We start from the raw sequence: 16594 nt of genomic DNA on the forward strand, positions 1-16594 counted from the left end.
TCGCAGGGGAGATCGCACAGTGTGGCGACAAGGAGAGATTTCACATCATGCAGCGGAAGGACGCGAAGACTGCGCGGATTGTCTATCTTGGCGGGATGGACGACAGCTGGCCGGATCGCCGCACCGGCGTGAAGACCCCCGACGACCATCCCTACTTCGGCCACGACGAGCTACGCGGCCGCCACGACGGGGACACGATGCCTCGGAGGGTGCGCCGTCGCAGGCGCCCCGGCCGCGTGCTGCTCATCCTTCTCGTCGTGTTCGTGCTGCTCGTGGTCGGCGGCTACTTCTACCTGGACTCGCGGCTCAAGCGCGAGAGCGCGCTCGACTACCCGGGACGGCCCGCCGACACCCCGGGCACGAACTGGCTCGTGGTCGGGTCCGACAGCCGCGCAGGGCTGTCGAGGCAGCAGCGCAGTGACTTCGCCACCGGCAGGGCCGCGGGCCGGCGTACCGACTCGATGATGCTGCTGCACTCCGGTGCGGGCGGCACCACGCTGGTCAGCCTCCCGCGGGACTCCTACGTACCGATCCCCGGGCATGGTTCCAACAAGCTCAACGCGGCGTTCGCCTTCGGCGGCCCCAAGCTGCTGACCCGCACGGTCGAGCAGGCGACCGGCATCCGCATCGACCATTACGCCGAGATCGGGTTCGGCGGGTTCGTCGGCATCGTCGACGCGATCGGCGGCGTCGAGATGTGCATCAAGGAGCCGATGAGAGACTCCAAGGCCGGCCTGAATCTCAGGCCCGGCTGCCAGACGCTCACCGGAGGCCAGGCCCTCGGCTACGTGCGGACCCGCGCGTCCGCACGCGCCGACCTCGACCGGGTCGACCGGCAGCGGCAGTTCTTCGGGGCGCTCATGAAGAAGTCCTCCAGTCCGGGCGTGCTGTTCAACCCGTTCCGGAGCATCCCCCTCGCCCTCAACAGCACCGGGAACTTCCTCGTCGACGACGGGGACCACCTGATCGACCTCGCGCGCCTGATGTGGTCGATGCGCGGCGTCAGCGGCGGCGACGGGGTGACCACCACCGTGCCGATCGGCGGCGCCGGGTCGTCGCCGGCCGCGGGCTCCTACATCACCTGGGACCGCGCCAAGGCGCTCCAGCTGTTCGATGCCCTCAAGAACGACACCGCCGTGCCGAAGAGCGTGATCACCAAATGAGCGGTGGCGTGGCACCGTGAGGTCACTGTCCGGTGTGTGACTGTTTCTTTGCCAACCCGGGGGGCCGGATGTACTCGACACAGGGAATCACTGTGAGTGACTGGTCGAATACGGAAGGCGCTGATCGCAATGAAGAAGTGGGCGAAGTGGGGAGCCATCGCCTTCGCGGCGTGGTGGATCATCAGCCGGCCCGACAGTGCGGCGGGCGTGGTCCGCAGTGGCGCCGGCGGGCTCGGCAACGCGGCCGAGTCGCTGTCGCAGTTCGTGAGCGCGATCCCCTGACGGCTGTCGATCGCCGAGCCCCGTACCGACAAGGTGCGGGGCTCGTTTTCGTGACCGCCATCACTCGCTGGACCTTACCGTCGCATGAGACTCTCGTTACGCGCACATGCAGGAGGGCACAACTGAATAGGGTCAGTGTGTCACTGCGTCACAAAGAGGGGCGGCGCCGATGCTGAGTCAGAAGAACATGAAGCTCATAGCTCTCGCTTTCGTGATTTTCTACCTGTTGAGTCAGCCGGCCAACGCCGCGAACGTCGTGAACAGCGCGTTCTCGGCGCTCGGCGACGCGGGCGACTCACTGGCCACGTTCGTGAACAGGCTGGGTTGATCATCACATCGCCGTGACGCGCGCCCGGAGACGCGTCGGCCCGGTCCCCTAGGATCGGGCTCATGTCTGTCTTCGACGTTCGGATCGGAAGCCTGCTGGGCGGCCCCGCCGACCTGCGGCAGTACCAGGGCATGGCCGTGCTCGTCGTCAACGTCGCCTCGAAGTGCGGCCTCACCCCCCAGTACGAAGGTCTCCAGCGACTTCAGGAACGGTTCGCCGACCGCGGCTTCACCGTTCTCGGGGTTCCCTGCGACCAGTTCATGGGGCAGGAGCCGGGAACTCCCGACGAGATCTCCCAGTTCTGTTCCACCACCTACGGGGTCACCTTCCCGATGACGGAGAAAACCGACGTCAACGGGGAGAGGCGACACCCCCTCTACCATGCGTTGGTCGATACCCCGGACGCGGGCGGCCACACCGGCGACGTCCGCTGGAACTTCGAGAAGTTCCTCGTGGCCCCCGACGGCACGGTCAAGGCACGGTTCGATCCCGGCACCGAGCCCGAATCCGACGAGGTCGTGGCGGCGATCCGCCGAGCCCTTCCGGCCACCGAGACCCCCGAGGCATCCGCCTAGCGGCCCCACCCCCGGGCCGCCCTGTGGCGTGGAACACACTCAGCGGGTGCCCGTTGCCCGTACTGGACGGGCGGTCTATTTTCCTCGGCAGGCGGAGGTGAGGCCGATGGCCGGCTGGACGACGGCGGACATCCCGGAACTGAGCGGGCGACGAGCCGTCGTCACGGGCGCGAACAGCGGAATCGGCTACCACACCGCGCTGGAGCTGGCCCGGCATGGCGCCGAGGTGGTGCTGGCATGCCGCAGCGCCGAGCGCGGCGGCCAGGCGCTCGAGCGCCTGCGCGGCGAGGCCCCCGGCGCCGAGGTGTCGCTCGGCTCGCTCGATCTGGCGGACCTCGGATCCGTGCGCGCCTTCGCCGAAGAGCACGTCCGGTACGGGCTCGACATCCTGGTGAACAACGCCGGTGTCATGGCGCTGCCCCGGCGGACCACGACCGACGGCTTCGAGATGCAGTTCGGCACCAACCACCTCGGCCACTTCGCCCTCACCGGGCTGTTGCTGCCGGCCCTCCTCGCCCGCTCCGGATCCCGGGTGGTGACCGTGACCAGCATGTTGGCCTGGAGCGGCCGGATCCGGTTCGACGATCTCCAACGCGAGCGCCATTACCAGCGATGGGCCGCTTACGGACAGGCCAAGCTGGCGAACCTGGTCTTCGCCAAGGAACTCGACCGCCGGGTCGCCGCGATCACCAGCGTGGCGGCGCATCCCGGCTACGCGTCCACGAACCTCCAGCAGCGGTCGGCGCGGATGGAGGGCAGTCGGCTGCGCGAGAGGTTCTACGGGTTCGGCAATCTGCTCCTCGGACAGTCGGCCGCCAACGGCGCGCTGCCGAGCCTTTACGCCGCTACCGCTCCCGACGTGACCGGCGGCGAATGCTACGGCCCGCGCGGTCTCGGCCAGCGGGCCGGCCTGCCCGAGCGGGTCCGTACGGTCGGCAGGGCGGCCGATCCGGAGCTCGGCGCCCGGTTGTGGGAGGTCTCGGCGGAACTGACCGGCGTCAGCTGCGAGGCCGCCGCCGGCTGAGCACCGCAGTCACCTCGAAGGTCGTTCGGCGACAGGGCTCGGGGTGGGTAAAGTCGGCCTATGCCCGACATCGAGAATCTCGATGCCCTCTCCTCCGGTGAACTGCACGACCGGGCGGTCAGGCTCGCGGTGAGCCGCGGGGACGTCAAGTTCCTGTGGGACCTGCTGCGCGACATCCCGGCCGCCAAGGCCGCCGCGGGCGACCCGCGGGGCGGGCAGGACGACATCCTCCATGTCACCGCCCTGATCAGAGACTTCATCACCGCGGGGGAGGGCGAAGTCGCAGAAGGCCTCCGCCCGGTCTACCTCGACTACCTCTCGAACACCGGCGACTAGCGCCGGTCTCCCCGGTCTCCCCGGTCTCCCCGGTCTCCAACGTCTCGCCAGGTCTCCTGGGTCTCCCCGGGGCGTTCCCACAGTCCCGCGGGCGCAGTCCGCGCCGCCGTGCCGACGGTCGCCGGCGGAACTTCGGTGGTCATGACAGCCCGCGCCGCAACGAACCGTGCGTTCGGGGGCTGACAACGCAACAAAGCTCCGCCCAGCCGCAAGGTCGGCGCATTGGGCGGCGCCTTATCCGCTCCTAGGATTCAGAGCGAGGCCGGTCGGCGGTGCCGACTCCCGCCGGGCCGGCCCGGACTCCCTCTTCACTACGTTTCCAGGAGCGTGCATGACCGTATCGCCGGCAATGGAGCCGACGCACTCCCTGGTCTCGGGCGGGACGGCCGCGCCGGTCCCAGACCCGACGACCGCGTCGGCGCCCGTCGAGCGGGTGGCCACCCGGCGCCACTACCTGATGTGCCGTCCGGAGCACTTCGCCGTGACTTACGCGATCAACCCGTGGATGCATCCGGCACTGGGCGTGGACCGGGATCGGGCGATCGCGCAGTGGGAGGCGCTCCGCGCGGCCTATCTGTCCCTGGGACACCAGGTCAGCCTGATCGACCCGATCGAGGGCCTGCCGGACATGGTCTTCGCGGCCAACGGCGCCCTCGTCATCGGCGGTCGGGTCTTCGGTTCGCGGTTCACCCATGAGCAGAGGAGTCCCGAGGGGCCGGCCTACGCGGCCTGGTTCCGCGCCAACGGCTTCGCCGAGGTGCTCGAATCCGCCCACACGAGCGAGGGGGAGGGCGACTTCCTCACGCTCGACGACGTCGTCCTCGCCGGCACCGGCTTCCGTACGGAGGTCGTCGCCCATCGGGAGGCCGAGGAGTTCCTCGGCCGCCGGATCCTGTCCCTGCACCTCGTCGACCCGCGCTTCTACCACCTCGACACGGCCCTGTTCCCGCTGGACGGCGGCAACGTGGCGTACTATCCGGGCGCGTTCGCCCCGGACAGCGTGCGCGAGCTGGAGCGGATGTTCCCCGACGCGATCCTCGCCGATGAGGCCGACGCGGTGGTGCTCGGCCTGAACGCCGTCTCCGATGGCCGCAACGTCGTCGTGAACATGGAGGCCACGGGTCTGATCAGGGACCTGGAGATGCGCGGCTACGCGCCAGTGCCGGTCGATCTGTCCGAACTGCGCAAGTCCGGCGGCGGACCCAAGTGCTGCACCCTGGAGATCCGCCTCTGATCAGGGAAAATCATCTCCATGGAGTTGGCCGTTCACGTAAAGTCATCCCGACCTCGATGTGAACGGCCGACCGCGGTGCGTAGTGGGCAACTCGTCGCTCACATGCCACACTGAGAATGGATGGAGGTGGTGGAGGCATGGCGATGGCAATGCCTGCCGAACCGATGTCTGATCACGATGGCTTCACCGTCGAGGACTGGCTCGCGCTGCCCGAGAGAGGGCAGCGCGTCGAGTTGATCGACGGGAGTTTCGTAGTGAGTCCCCAGGCCGCGACGAACCACCAGCTCTGTACCGGCCGGCTGAGAACGCTGCTCGCGCTGTCGGCTCCCGAGGACCTTGAGGTCGTCGAGGCCGCGAATCTGATCTGTGCCGACGAAGGCGCGATTCCCGACCTGGTGGTGGCCGACGCCGACGTCATGGTGGCCGCGACCGTCGCTCTGGAACCGCACCATGTGCGGCTGGTGGCCGAGGTGGTGAGCCCCGGCCGCAAGAACCGCATGCGCGACTACCAGGACAAGCCGCGCATGTACGCGGCGGCGGGCATCCCGGTCTTCCTGCGGGTGGAGCTGACCGGGGCCGGAGCACCGCGCGTCGAGGTGTTCGAGTTGCGCGACGGCGACTACGTGCTGTCCGCAGAGGCCGCCGCCGGGCGGCTCCTGCAGCTGACCGAACCGTTCAAGGTCTCGTTCGACCCCGCCGAGCTGGCCGGCCCTCGGCGGCGCGAACCCTGACCGCCGGTCCGCTCAGAATGCGACCGGCCCCCGATCCGGATCCCAGTCGAACGTCGGCGCAAGTGCGCCCTCGAGGGTGAGCAGCCACCGCTTGATCTCGATCCCCGAACCGCCGCTGTACCCGCCCAGCCCGTTCCCCGCGAGGACCCGGTGGCAGGGCACCACCAGCGGGATCGGATTGGAGCCCATGATCTGGCCGATCGCCCGCGCCGGTACCCCGGTGCCGCTGCGCTCGCCCAGCTCTCCGTACGTGACCACCCTGCCGTACGGCACCGACTCGAGCAGTGTCGCCAGTACCTGCCGTTGCAGGCGGGAGGTCAGCCGCCAGTCGATCGGCACGGTGAACTCGCGGAGCCGCCCGGCGAAGTAGGCGGCGATCTGTTCGATCACCGGTGCCGTGCGCGCGGCGTCGTCGGTCACGGGCAGTCCCGCCAACTCGGTCAGCCGGGCGCGTTCGGCGGCCGAGTCCTGAAAGCCCACGGCGGCGAGGCCCGCGCCGGTGACGGCGACCAGCATCCGCCCGACCTGCGTGCCGATCTCGCCGAAGGCGACGCTCTCGCTCATCGGCCCCATGCTAGGCCAGGGCCGGTGCCGCCGATCACGGTGCGGCCAGGGTCCGCTGCAGCCGGACGGCCTCCCGCACCAGCCGGCTCGACCCTCCGCGCGCCGCGACGTCGGCGAGTTCGGGTATCACTGCGCGTGCTCTGACCGCCTCGGCCGATTCGGCCGCCACCGCCAGCAGGTCGGGCAGCCCGGCAGCGGCCTTCTCCCCGGCGGCCGGCAGCAGGTCGGGCAAAACCGCCGTGATCGCGGTGCACATATCGGTGTACGCCCCCGCCCGGGCGGCGTCCGCCAACGCCGCGGTCACCCGGTTGAGTTTGACCAGGCGGTGCCGTACGAGGTTGGAGATGGCGGCACCGAGTTCGGCCGCCGGCAGTCGACCGCGGCCGGAGAGGACCAGCAGGGCGTCCACCGTGGCGGCGCGCTCGTCCTGGTGACGGGTGCCGAGGCCGTACGCCAGTGCGGTGGCCATGGCGGCACCGGGCGGCCCGTCCGCCTCGGCCAGCCCGAGGAGGGCGGCGCCCTGGTGGTTGCGCTGGTCGGTCCATTCGTGCAGGTGCGGGATGAGGTGGGCGGCGATGACCTCGCGGTGCGACGGCATGAGCGCCGGCCACCAGCCGACCGGTCCGTAGTAGTAGGGGACCTCGGCGCGCTCCCAGCGGTCGCCCTCGGGCAGCCGGCACAGCTTGGCGGTGATGCCGCGCTCGCCGGTCGCCGTCACCGTGGGGAGCGCCCGGGCGACGTCGACGTCCCGCCAGTCCCAGCGGATCCACATCCTCGTCGGCACGGTGCCGACCTCGTAGGTGACCTTCGGATCGGGCGGGGCGCCGGCGGCGAGCCGGGCGGCCACGGCCCGCCCGGCGGGGCTCGCCAGCCGGCCGGCCCGGGCGGCGGCCCCGCTGTCCGGCTCGCGTGGCAGCCGCAGCAGTGCCTGCTCGAGGTCGGTCGGCGGGGGCTTGGCACCGGCCTCCTCGAGAAGTTCCAGGCGGGCGACCAGCCGCCCGGGATCAATGTGCCCGCTCGCCGAGGTCGGCGTCGCCAGCAGCACGGGCAGGCGGCCGACGCTCGAGATGACCTCTCGCATCCGCTGGCGGATGACGCGGTGAGGCACGGGGAACTGCAGGCGATCGCCCACCACCGCAGAGACCGCCGCCCGCGTCGCGGACAGCACGAACGAAGGGCCCCGCGGCCTCGGCGCCATCGCGGCGCGCACGGCCGCGCCGAGCCAGCTTCTCTGGTCGTGGCCCAGGTGGATCGTGTCGGACGTGACCCAGCGCGCCGCCGCGGGCACCAGCCGCTCAAGCGTGGCGCGGGTTCGCTCCGGCTCGTCGTGGACGAGTGACACCAGTCCGGCGAGCAGCCGCTCGGACGCCGCCCAGTCCGGATCCGCCGAGGAGAGCAGCGCGACGGCCTCCTCGGCGAGTTCGGCGGGTGAGCCGATCGGTGGCGGCAGGTCGCGGGGAGCGGGCGGCGGCGGCAGTGGGCCGGGCGCCGCCGGAGCGGGGCTCGCGACCGGCCCATAGGCGGCGGCGACTCGCTCACGCAGATCGTCCGGCAGAGCGGCCGCGGCGTCGCACACAGCCCGGCGGGCCTCGTCGCCCGCCTTCGCGAAGTGCTTGACCGCCACCCGCACGGCGCGTTCGCTCAGATCGGCCGGTTGCGCGGCGAACGTCAGGGACACCGCGATCAGCGTCTCGTTGACGCGGCCGTGCGAACGCGCCGTACGGTCCAGCCAGCCCAGTGCGGCGCGCACCGGCTTCTTCTCTGGGCGCAGCAGCAGCGCCGAGGCCGCCTCGGCGAACAGCGCCGCGTCGAGCGGCTCCGCCTCGTCGGCCCGGCGGACCTCGCGCAGCAGCGGGTCGAGCACCGGTCCGGATGCGGTGGGCAGTAGCCGGACGTAGCCGCGGAGCCGGGCCCGGACCTCGTCGAGCGACGGCTCCAGCGCCTCGTGCAGTGAGACGAACCAGCGCAGTTCACGGGCCGTACCGCCGCGAAGGAACCGGCTCAGGCAGCCGTCCAGCAACGAGTCGCGGTCGAGCCTGCCACCGGCCGCGAGCGCGGTGAGCGCGCCCGCCCAGGTGTGCGGGTGCGGCTCCGGCTCCGGCCTCAGCACCTCGCCGACGCCGTCCGCCTCGAACAGCCGAGGTACGAGCGCGTCGAGGAAGGGATCACGGTGCAACTCGGCCGGGTGGGTCCAGCGCACCCAGCCGACGGTGAAGGCGTCGTCGGGCGGCGGCTCCGCTCCGGCGCCACGGATCAGTTCCGCGGCGACCACCCAGTTCGGGCCGGCCGGCCAGGGCAGGTCGCGAAGGCGGATCCGGGCCGCGATCCGCCTCGCGACCTCGGCCCGCCACTCGGCCGGCCGCGCGGCGACGACCCGCGTGATCAGTCGGGTCTCCGCGTCGGCGTTGAAGGACCACAGGCGCAGGTCGGTGCGGCAGAGCCACGCCGCAGTGGCCGCGGCACCACCGAGACAGCCCGCGCCGGCCACCCGCAGCGGACTGATCCACTTTCGGTTCGGCTCACGGAACGGGTCGGCGTCCCGGCGCTCCCGCAGGTAGCCGGGCAGCTTCGCGCCGACGGCGCGGCGTTCCGGTCCGGTCAGCCGCTCGACCCGGTCGGCGGTGCGCCCGGCATCGCCCGCCTCGACCAGGGCGCGCACCTCGTCCCACGCCTCATCCGGCGAGGTCATCGGCCACCACCTCGGAATCGGCCGACCGCAGAACCATTCGCACGGCGAGCACATGCTTGCAGGGGCCCCGCGAGCCACGGTGATCCGCCCACCACGGGCAGGTGCACGAGGCGCGGTCGCCGGTGACGCGCACCTGGCGGGGATGCTCCCCGGCCGTCACCGTCGCCAGGCCCGGTTCGGTGAACCGCACCGATCCGTTCTCGACGAGCACCCGGGCCGAGCGCAGCCGCGGGTTCATCTCCGCGACGCGGCCCGCGTCGTAGGGCAGCTCACGGTGGAAGTAGGCGGCCTCCGCGGCGTCGTAACCGACCCGGCCGGCGGTGCCGAGGCAGGTGAGCGCCGCCCTGACCCGGTGCGCTCCGATGCCGGCGCGCTCGGCGAGCAGGTCCGGTTCGACCCGCGGCTCGAACGCGAGCAGCGCGCCGAGGAGTTCGGCGTCGTCGGCCGCCTCGTCGGTGGCGAGCGCGTCCAGGACCGCTCCCTCACCGGAGAAGCCGCGCGACACCTCGGGAGACACGCTCAGTACGTAACGCATGCCGGGCAGTTCCAGCTCCCACGCGCTCGCCGCCGGACCCGAGCCGGCGTGCGCGGCGGGGCCGTACACGCGCAGTGCCCTGGCGAAGCGCAGCAACGGCAGCAGGGTGGCCAGCCGGTCGGGACCGGCAAGGCACACCGCACCGGACGCGGGCCGGGACGACAGCCGCAGGGTGCGCCCGCTCGGCACCGCCCACAGCGGCGCGCCCGCGCGCCGGGGGAGCCCGCGCAGGAACGCGACGGCGGCAGGGGCGGCGAGCTCGGCCCGCAGGTCGAAACCCGAGGCGATGACCTGTACTTCGGCGAACCCACGCAGCCAGCGGTCCGGCAGCGGCACCTTCTTCTCCACCACCGCGCCGTCGAGCGTCGTGACCGCCAGTTCGTCGGTGCCGACGGCGAGATGCAGTGGATCGGAACCGCCGACCCGGGCGAGCGACTCGCGCAGCGGTCCGTTGACGTCGACGTTGGTGGTGCCGCGCTCGACGACCTCGCCGTCGAGCGCACCGGACAGTACGTCGAGGCGGGCGTAGACGCCGCAGCAGGCGGAGAACGACTCCAGCCGCAACCGGTCGCCGCCGCAGGTGACGACGGTGTCCCGAAAGGCGGTCTGCTGTGGCCGGAAGTAGCGGGTGCGGGCGACCTCGGCCAGGGCGATCAGCCCCGCCGCGGCCGGCGCGGCCTCGGTCAGCAGCCCGCTGAAGAAGTGCGGATGTACCGCGGGCCCGCCGCTGGTCGTGCCGCCTGAGGTGGCCAGGCCGAGGAGCCCGCGGCCTGGATCGAGCCCGGAGGGACAGGCGTATGCGTAAGTCTGAGCCGGTGCCATTCGGCAAATGTAGGGAAGAACACTGACATTCAGCGGGGGTCACTTGTCCGGACGGGTCAGGACCAGCATCGTCGTGGTCGGTACGACCAGCGCGATCGTCACGACGGCGAGCGCACCGTAGGAGAACGCGGCCACGACGGCGCCTCCGGCGAGGCTGCCGGCCGCCGCGCCGCTGTTCATCAGCAGATCGGACAGCCCCTGTATCGCGGGCCGCCGGGCCGCAGGTACGGATTCGGTGAGCAGGGCCGACCCGGCCACGAGCCCGCACGACCAGCCGGTGCCGAGTAGTACCAGGGCGATGGCGAGCCGGGTGACGTCGTGCGGCGCGGAGGTCGCCGCCAGCGTTGCCGCAGTGCCCAACTGGGCCATGCCGAACAGAAGTACCGGGATCCGCCCGAAGCGGTCCGCCGCCCAGCCGACGATGGGTGAGAAGGCGTACATGCCGGCGATGTGCAGGCTGATGACGACGCCCACCACGGTGAGGGTCGCATGCCCGTGGTTCAGGTACACGGGCGTCATCGACATCACCGCCACCATGACCGTGTGGCTGACCACGATCGCGGCGATCGCGGTCCGTGCGCTCGACGATCGCCGCAGCGTTCCCCAGGCGCCGCCGTCCGCCGGCACGCTCACCGGGCCGGCACCGGGTCGGAGCGGATCCGGCCGCAGCGGATCCGGTCGCAGCAACGCGAAGATCACGATCGCCGCCGAGCCGAACGCCACGGCCGCCAGGAGATAGGGCCCGGCCTCGCGGGCCAGGCCCAGGTGCCTGCCGAGCCGGTCAGCGGGCTGGGCGAGGTTCGGCCCGGCGATGGCGCCGACCGTGGTCGCCCAGACCACTATCGAGAGATCCCGAGCCGACCGTCCGGGCCGGGACAGGTCGGTGGCCGCGTAGCGGGCGGCGAGGCCCCCGGCGCTGGCGCCACCGAACAGCAGCAGCCCGAAGAGCAACAGCGGCCACCACGCGAGAGCTGCCGCGAGCATCACGATGAGCGCGCCCGACGTGCCGCAGGAGTAGGCGAAGGCCAGGGCGGGCCGGCGTCCGCGGCGGGCGGCCGTCCTGGCGATCGGCACGGCGATCAGGGCCGCGCCCAGCACCACGCAGGTCTGCGCGACCCCGCCGATCGCGTCCGATCCGGACAAGGAGGCGGCCAGCAGGGTGGTGACGGCGACTCCGATGCCCGCCCCGATGCCGCCGAGCACCTGCGTGCAGGTGAGCACGGCCAGCACTCGCCGCTGCGCCGACGGCCGTCTGGAACCGGTGGGGATCATTTCTTCGCCGGTGGCCGCCATGCGCTCCTTTTCGGGCAAGCCGATACGTCCTGCTGTGCAGGCTCATGGTAGATCCCCGGGATACCGGACGGGATCCGGCGGTCCGCTTGACCGGGGGTGGGTCGGGATCGTGGGAGAGCGCGGGTAGTCTCGACCCGTGCGACGCTTCTTCACACCAGGCTGGCTGGGACTGCACGCGCTGGCGATCACGCTGTTCGCCGCCTTCCTCGGATTCGGCTGGTGGCAGTTGCAGCGGGCACAGGAGGGCAACGACCGCAGTTGGGGTTACGTCTTCGAGTGGCCGGTCTTCGCACTTTTCGTGATCGTCATGTGGATCAAGATGATGCGCGATGAGCTGAAGGACGACGGGCGGCCCGCCGAGGACGAGCCGGCCGAGCCCGTCAGGTCGCTCAGCGAGGCCGAGCTGATCCGCCAGCATGAGGCGGAGGACGAGAACCTGGCGGCCTACAACCGCTACCTCGCGCGGCTCAACGCGCAATCGCGCCCTGCCCAGGGCGCGGGTGGATCGTCCGCCTGATCGATCGGTCGCACAGGTCGTCGGGCGAATACCGGAGGTGTCATCAGTGCAAGCTGCGGTGAACCGTTACCGCGCCTTGGCGTACGTCGTCGGCACGCTGCTGATCGTGCTCATCTTCATCGCGGTGCCGGTGAGGTACATCGGTGGGCAACCGGGCCTGTCGGCGGTGGTGTCGCCCCTCCATGGGCTGCTCTACATGGTGTATCTGGTGTTCGCCTTCGACCTCTACCGGCGGGCGGGCTGGCCGCTGAGCCGCATGGTCATGATGGTGGCCGCCGGGTTCGTGCCGTTCCTCGCGTTCTTCATCGAGCGCAAGATCACCCAAGAGGCCAAGCTCCTCGCCGCGGCCGACCCGGCCGTCTGAGCGGGGGGCCACAGACCGGGCCGACGGCACCAGGGGCGAATGCCGCCGGCCCGGCTGAGGTGGACGCCCATGCCGTGGGGGCGTACGGCGGTGGCGCCCGAGGGTAGACGTTGTCAACTTACTTTGCGTGACGATCTCATGACTATCAGTACCCTCGGTTCATGGGGCGGTAAACCCAGGTCAACGAAGGAATACGAGCGGATCCGCCGCGCTGCGGGGTGGCGGAACGTGACAGTCCAGCGGAAAGCGGGGTTTTCGTGCCCTGCCCGCGCGGCCGGGCCCGGGGTTTCAGGCACCGGGTGATTGCGCACCGGCCGGAACGTCCGTCACCGCTGTCACGGGGCCGAGGTCTTCACGTCGGCGGCCGCATCGAAGTGGATCACCGCGGTGGGCGCGCGCCGCGACGGAGCGGTCGACCGTACCTCGATCGTGGCCCTCACTCTGAGGTCGACGCGGGTGACCCAGTCGGCGATCTCCTTTAGGTGGCGGATTCGGTGAATCGTGGTTCAGCCGGGTACGTGTTGGGCGCAGGTTGCGTCGGAAATCATTGACATGTCGGCAATCTCCGACATATCTTGTGGTGGTGCCTGAAGACGATGTGTTCCTCGCCCTGGCGAACCCGGTTCGCCGCAGGCTGCTGCAACTGCTCACCCAGGGACCCCGAACGGCCGGTGACCTCGCCGACCAGTTCGACCTGAGCAGGCCGGCCGTCGCCGAGCACCTTCAGGTGCTGCGGCGCGCGGCACTGGTGCACGACGAACCCAGAGGCCGGCAACGCCACTACCACCTGACCGCGGAGCCGCTCGCCCAAGTCGGCGACTGGCTGCACCCGTTCGAACGATTCTGGCGCGAGCGACTGCGCTCGCTCGCCGATGTCGCCGAGGAGGATCAGTGACCACGACCAACACCGAAGCCATCGCCATCGACCAGTTTGTCGACGCCCCACCGAGCAAGGTCTGGCGCACGCTCACCGACCCCCAACTGCACGCCCGCTGGTGGGTGCCCGGCGACATCGCCGCCACCGTCGGCCACCGCTTCCACCTCCAGATGCCCGGCTGGGGGGCAGTGGCGTGCGAAGTTCTCGAGGTGATCCCCGAAGAGAAGCTCGTTTACACGTTCAACGAATCCTGGACGCTGACCTGGCGTCTGGCCGCAGAAGGCAAAGGCACCCGGCTGTTCTTCGAGCACAGCGGATTCGACTTCGACCAGAAATCCGAACGTGACGCCTTCAACCGGATGGGACCCGGATGGCGCGACAAGGTGCTGCCACAGCTGGCACAGACCGCCGCCCAACTCACTGATTGAGCTTCAACGCCCTGGTCCTGGCCCGGTGGCCGGACCAGGACCTGCGCCGGCTTGCCACCGAGCCAGTGGACCACCTGGCGAGCCGGCCGCCGAGGTTGTGGGGCCGCGGGGCCGCGTCGCCTGGGACGACGCGGCCGGTCCGTGACGTCAGCGGACCTTGGCGAAGAACGCGCGGATGTCGGCGGCGAGGTGATCCGGTTGGTCCATGGCGATGAAGTGGTGGCCGCCCGGGTTGTCCTCCGGCCAGTGGAGGATGGTGTTGTGGCGTTCGGCGAGTCGGCGGATGCCGGGCGGCCCACTGTAAACGCCGGTCGGCGTTGCGGTCTGTCCTTCCGGCCAGCCGAAGCCGGTGCTGTCGTAGTACGGCCAGGCTGACGTTCCGAACGTTCCAGTGAACCAGTACAGGCTTACGTTGGTGAGGAACAGGTCCCGGTCGATCACCTGTTCCAGCGGCTTGCCGGATGCGTTGAACTCGTGGAACTTCTGGGTCATCCAGGCCAGTGCCGCGACCGGGGAGTCATGCCATCCGTAGGTGAAGGTCTGTGGTGCCGCGCGCAACAGCGCGTGGTGGTCGACGCCGTTCATCCAGTCCTGTTCCATCAGCTGGGTATAGGCCGCCCGCTCATCCTCGGTCATCTCCGGGAGGTCCTTCTCGGTGGGGAAGCCGAGACCGCTGATGATGTAGACGCCGACCACGTGGTCCGGTGCCGTCTTGGCCATCTCTGGCGCGACGTAGGCTCCGAAGTCCCCGCCCTGCGTGCCGTACCGCTCGTAGCCGAGACGGCGCATCAGCTCCGCCCACATCTGCGCCACACGTGTCGCGGTCCAGCCGGTGCCGCGTGGCGGTGCGGAGAACCCGAAGCCTGGTACGGAGGGCACGACGACGTGGAACGCCTGTGCGGGATCGCCGCCGTGCGCGCGGGGATCGGTGAGGCGGGCGATGAGATCGGTGAACTCCACGAACGAGTTCGGCCAACCGTGCGTGAGGATGAGCGGTAGGGCGCCGGGCTCGGCTGAGCGTACGTGCAGGAAATGGATCTCCTGACCGTCGATCTCGGTCATGAACTGCGGGAATTCGTTCAGTCGGGCCTCGTGCCGGCGCCAGTCGTACTCGTTGCGCCAGTAGTCGGCAAGTTCTCGGAGGTAGGCGACGGGGACGCCGCGGCTCCACCCGTCGCCGGGCAGCTGCTGGGGCCACCGGGTGCGGTCCAGCCGGTTGTTCAGGTCGTCCAGGTCGACCGGGGCGATGTCAATCTGGAATGGGCGGATCTCGGTGCTCATGTTTCTCCCGTTGCGTTGCGATAACGGGATCGACGGTAAACGCGATGTAGGTCGCCTCCTGTCCTAGATGGTCGGGCATGCTGGATGCCATGGGTGATATGTCCGCACGGTTGCTCGCCTTGCTGTCGCTGCTACAGACTCCCCGTGACTGGCCTGGGAGCGAGTTGGCCGAGCGTCTGAAGGTCAGTCCCCGGACCGTCCGCCGCGATATCGATCGCCTGCGCGAGCTGGGATATCCGGTGCAGGCGACGATGGGTGCGGTGGGCGGCTACCGGCTCGCCGCAGGCACGGCCATGCCGCCGCTGCTGCTGGATGATGAGGAGGCGGTGGCCATCGCCGTGGGCCTGCGCACTGCGGCCTCGCATCCTGTGGACGGCATCGAGGAGGCGTCCGTACGGGCTCTGGCCAAGCTGGAGCAGGTACTGCCATCCCGGCTTCGGCACCGAGTCGGCGCGCTTGCCGCCGCGACCGTTCCGATGTTCACCGGAAGCGAGCCGCCCGTCGACCCGCGGAACCTGGTGGTGCTCGCCGGGGCCGCCACCAACCGTGAACGTCTGCGCTTCGCCTACCGGTCCGGCGACGGCACCGAGACCAGGCGCTTGACCGAACCGTACCGCCTGGTGGCGGCCGGACGCCGCTGGTACCTGCTGGCATACGACAACGACCGCGACGACTGGCGAGTCTTTCGCGTCGACCGGATCAGCGACCCGCAGGCGACCGGTGTACGGGTCCCGGCCCGCGTGCCGCCCGAACAGGACGCGGCCGCGTTCATCACCCGCAGGCTGTACTCGCTCGCACCCACGTACGAGGTGGTGGCGACCCTGCACCTTGCGGCCGACCAGGTGACGCATCGGCTCGGCGCCGCCGCAGGAGACGTCGAACCGATCGATGCCCGCAGTTGCCGCCTGCGTGGACCGGCCGACACCCTGGAGTGGACCGCCTCACGCCTGCTCATGCTCGGCTGCGAGTTCGAGGTGCACGAGCCGCCAGAGCTGCTGGCGTATCTGCGTGCACTGGGCACCCGCGCAACCCGCGCCGCCCAGCCCGACCGCGCCGGCCGTCCATCGGACTTCAGCGATCGTCAGGGCGGGCTGGGCCGGCGGGACAGGATGTAGTCGAAGCTGATCGTTTCAGTCGGTCAGGGACATGCGGGCTCTTCCTCCTGGTTGAGGACGGGTTGGTTCTGCGGTTCGGCGACCGTGTGCACGTGTCGGAGTAGGACGGCGGTGAGGACGGCCAGGCCCAGCATGACGGGCGCGGCGATGGTGGCGGTGAGTTGGAGCCCTTGGGAGAAGGCATCGCGGGCGGTTTCGATCAGTTCAGTTCTTAGCTGGCCGGGGACATGTTCGGCCACCTGTAGGGCGCCGGGGAGAGTGTCGCGGGCGCTTTCGGCCGCCGCCGGTGAGATATCGGTTGAGATGGCGTTGGTCATCTGGCTGCGGTACACGGCGTTGACGATGCTGCCGAGGATCGCGATGCCCAGTGCCCCGCCCAGTTCCTGGCTGGTCTCCGAGATCGCCGCGGCCGCCCCGGCACGCTGGGGCGGCGTCG

General features: G+C 70.5%; 18 protein-coding genes and 1 pseudogene. 13 read left to right on the forward strand and 6 right to left on the reverse strand.

Annotated elements, in window-relative coordinates; genetic code table 11:
* Positions 1-95 precede the first annotated feature (95 nt).
* The 8 genes from HKK74_RS33210 to HKK74_RS33245 all read left to right on the forward strand — a co-directional run bounded on the left by HKK74_RS33210 (position 96) and on the right by HKK74_RS33245 (position 5673).
* Positions 96-1163: an LCP family protein gene (locus HKK74_RS33210; RefSeq protein ID WP_187247360.1), complete on the forward strand. Its 1068-nt coding sequence runs from the start codon at positions 96-98 to the stop codon at positions 1161-1163.
* Positions 1164-1292: 129 nt separating this feature from the next.
* A complete protein-coding gene (locus HKK74_RS33215; RefSeq protein WP_187247361.1) occupies positions 1293-1445 on the forward strand; it encodes a hypothetical protein in 153 nt (50 codons plus the stop codon).
* 169 nt (positions 1446-1614) lie between these two features.
* Positions 1615-1773, forward strand: a complete 159-nt coding sequence (locus HKK74_RS33220; protein WP_187247362.1) for a hypothetical protein — start codon at positions 1615-1617, stop codon at positions 1771-1773.
* A gap of 62 nt (positions 1774-1835) precedes the next feature.
* Positions 1836-2348: a glutathione peroxidase gene (locus HKK74_RS33225; protein ID WP_187247363.1), complete on the forward strand. Its 513-nt coding sequence runs from the start codon at positions 1836-1838 to the stop codon at positions 2346-2348.
* 106 nt (positions 2349-2454) lie between these two features.
* Positions 2455-3372 (forward strand): oxidoreductase, encoded by a 918-nt coding sequence (locus tag HKK74_RS33230; RefSeq protein WP_187247364.1) that lies wholly within the window; start codon positions 2455-2457, stop codon positions 3370-3372.
* A 60-nt stretch (positions 3373-3432) separates the two neighbouring features.
* Positions 3433-3708 (forward strand): hypothetical protein, encoded by a 276-nt coding sequence (locus tag HKK74_RS33235; RefSeq protein ID WP_187247365.1) that lies wholly within the window; start codon positions 3433-3435, stop codon positions 3706-3708.
* Between the two features lie 331 nt (positions 3709-4039).
* Positions 4040-4942 carry a dimethylargininase gene (gene ddaH, locus HKK74_RS33240; protein WP_187247366.1) on the forward strand — a complete coding sequence of 301 codons (903 nt, stop codon included), beginning with the start codon at positions 4040-4042 and terminating at the stop codon, positions 4940-4942.
* A 164-nt stretch (positions 4943-5106) separates the two neighbouring features.
* Positions 5107-5673 (forward strand): Uma2 family endonuclease, encoded by a 567-nt coding sequence (locus HKK74_RS33245; RefSeq protein WP_187247367.1) that lies wholly within the window; start codon positions 5107-5109, stop codon positions 5671-5673.
* A 12-nt stretch (positions 5674-5685) separates the two neighbouring features.
* Here HKK74_RS33245 and HKK74_RS33250 read toward each other — a convergent pair whose 3' ends face one another.
* From HKK74_RS33250 to HKK74_RS33265, 4 genes are read right to left on the reverse strand one after another with little or no spacing between them, the layout of a single operon-like run.
* On the reverse strand, positions 5686-6237 hold the full coding sequence (locus HKK74_RS33250) for a methylated-DNA--[protein]-cysteine S-methyltransferase (RefSeq protein WP_187247368.1): 552 nt from the start codon (positions 6235-6237) through the stop codon (positions 5686-5688).
* Between the two features lie 34 nt (positions 6238-6271).
* Complete coding sequence (locus HKK74_RS33255) at positions 6272-8926, reverse strand: DUF6493 family protein (protein WP_187247369.1); 2655 nt, start codon at positions 8924-8926, stop codon at positions 6272-6274.
* Positions 8910-10283, reverse strand: a complete 1374-nt coding sequence (locus HKK74_RS33260; RefSeq protein ID WP_187247370.1) for an SWIM zinc finger family protein — start codon at positions 10281-10283, stop codon at positions 8910-8912. The genes HKK74_RS33255 and HKK74_RS33260 overlap by 17 nt, the downstream gene beginning before the upstream one ends.
* Positions 10284-10322: 39 nt before the next feature.
* Positions 10323-11594, reverse strand: a complete 1272-nt coding sequence (locus HKK74_RS33265) for an MFS transporter (RefSeq protein WP_246492218.1) — start codon at positions 11592-11594, stop codon at positions 10323-10325.
* 118 nt (positions 11595-11712) lie between these two features.
* On the opposite strand from HKK74_RS33265, the gene HKK74_RS33270 reads away from it, so the two are divergent.
* The 4 genes from HKK74_RS33270 (at position 11713) to HKK74_RS33285 (ending at position 13762) form a co-directional block, all read left to right on the forward strand.
* The gene (locus HKK74_RS33270) at positions 11713-12093 is read left to right on the forward strand and encodes a hypothetical protein (RefSeq protein WP_187247371.1); all 381 of its coding nucleotides are present in this window, start codon (positions 11713-11715) and stop codon (positions 12091-12093) included.
* 46 nt (positions 12094-12139) lie between these two features.
* Positions 12140-12457 (forward strand): DUF3817 domain-containing protein, encoded by a 318-nt coding sequence (locus HKK74_RS41140; RefSeq protein ID WP_187247372.1) that lies wholly within the window; start codon positions 12140-12142, stop codon positions 12455-12457.
* 583 nt (positions 12458-13040) lie between these two features.
* A complete protein-coding gene (locus tag HKK74_RS33280) occupies positions 13041-13352 on the forward strand; it encodes an ArsR/SmtB family transcription factor (protein ID WP_187247373.1) in 312 nt (103 codons plus the stop codon).
* Complete coding sequence (locus tag HKK74_RS33285) at positions 13349-13762, forward strand: SRPBCC family protein (protein WP_187247374.1); 414 nt, start codon at positions 13349-13351, stop codon at positions 13760-13762. The genes HKK74_RS33280 and HKK74_RS33285 overlap by 4 nt, the downstream gene beginning before the upstream one ends.
* A gap of 147 nt (positions 13763-13909) precedes the next feature.
* On the opposite strand, the gene HKK74_RS33290 is transcribed toward HKK74_RS33285, so the two are convergent.
* A complete protein-coding gene (locus HKK74_RS33290) occupies positions 13910-15043 on the reverse strand; it encodes an epoxide hydrolase family protein (RefSeq protein WP_187247375.1) in 1134 nt (377 codons plus the stop codon).
* An 89-nt stretch (positions 15044-15132) separates the two neighbouring features.
* On the opposite strand from HKK74_RS33290, the gene HKK74_RS33295 reads away from it, so the two are divergent.
* Positions 15133-16158 (forward strand): helix-turn-helix transcriptional regulator, encoded by a 1026-nt coding sequence (locus HKK74_RS33295; RefSeq protein ID WP_187247376.1) that lies wholly within the window; start codon positions 15133-15135, stop codon positions 16156-16158.
* Between the two features lie 23 nt (positions 16159-16181).
* On the opposite strand, the pseudogene HKK74_RS33300 reads toward HKK74_RS33295, so the two are convergent.
* Positions 16182-16594, reverse strand: a pseudogene (locus HKK74_RS33300) (MFS transporter); the annotation flags it as partial.

The organism is Actinomadura alba (assembly GCF_014323705.1).
GTDB classification, from domain to species: Bacteria; Actinomycetota; Actinomycetes; order Streptosporangiales; family Streptosporangiaceae; genus Actinomadura_C; species Actinomadura_C alba.

What these genes read in the sequence shown, in the direction of transcription:
- HKK74_RS33210 (WP_187247360.1), top strand. Translation starts at nt 96, where the DNA reads ATGGACGACAGCTGGCCGGATCGCCGCACCGGCGTGAAGACCCCCGAC.
- HKK74_RS33255 (WP_187247369.1), bottom strand. Translation starts at nt 8,926, where the DNA reads ATGACCTCGCCGGATGAGGCGTGGGACGAGGTGCGCGCCCTGGTCGAG.
- HKK74_RS33245 (WP_187247367.1), top strand. Translation starts at nt 5,107, where the DNA reads ATGTCTGATCACGATGGCTTCACCGTCGAGGACTGGCTCGCGCTGCCC.
- HKK74_RS33215 (WP_187247361.1), top strand. Translation starts at nt 1,293, where the DNA reads ATGAAGAAGTGGGCGAAGTGGGGAGCCATCGCCTTCGCGGCGTGGTGG.
- HKK74_RS33250 (WP_187247368.1), bottom strand. Translation starts at nt 6,237, where the DNA reads ATGAGCGAGAGCGTCGCCTTCGGCGAGATCGGCACGCAGGTCGGGCGG.
- HKK74_RS33235 (WP_187247365.1), top strand. Translation starts at nt 3,433, where the DNA reads ATGCCCGACATCGAGAATCTCGATGCCCTCTCCTCCGGTGAACTGCAC.
- HKK74_RS33295 (WP_187247376.1), top strand. Translation starts at nt 15,133, where the DNA reads ATGGGTGATATGTCCGCACGGTTGCTCGCCTTGCTGTCGCTGCTACAG.
- HKK74_RS33230 (WP_187247364.1), top strand. Translation starts at nt 2,455, where the DNA reads ATGGCCGGCTGGACGACGGCGGACATCCCGGAACTGAGCGGGCGACGA.
- ddaH (WP_187247366.1), top strand. Translation starts at nt 4,040, where the DNA reads ATGACCGTATCGCCGGCAATGGAGCCGACGCACTCCCTGGTCTCGGGC.
- HKK74_RS33220 (WP_187247362.1), top strand. Translation starts at nt 1,615, where the DNA reads ATGCTGAGTCAGAAGAACATGAAGCTCATAGCTCTCGCTTTCGTGATT.
- HKK74_RS33290 (WP_187247375.1), bottom strand. Translation starts at nt 15,043, where the DNA reads ATGAGCACCGAGATCCGCCCATTCCAGATTGACATCGCCCCGGTCGAC.
- HKK74_RS33260 (WP_187247370.1), bottom strand. Translation starts at nt 10,283, where the DNA reads ATGGCACCGGCTCAGACTTACGCATACGCCTGTCCCTCCGGGCTCGAT.
- HKK74_RS33225 (WP_187247363.1), top strand. Translation starts at nt 1,836, where the DNA reads ATGTCTGTCTTCGACGTTCGGATCGGAAGCCTGCTGGGCGGCCCCGCC.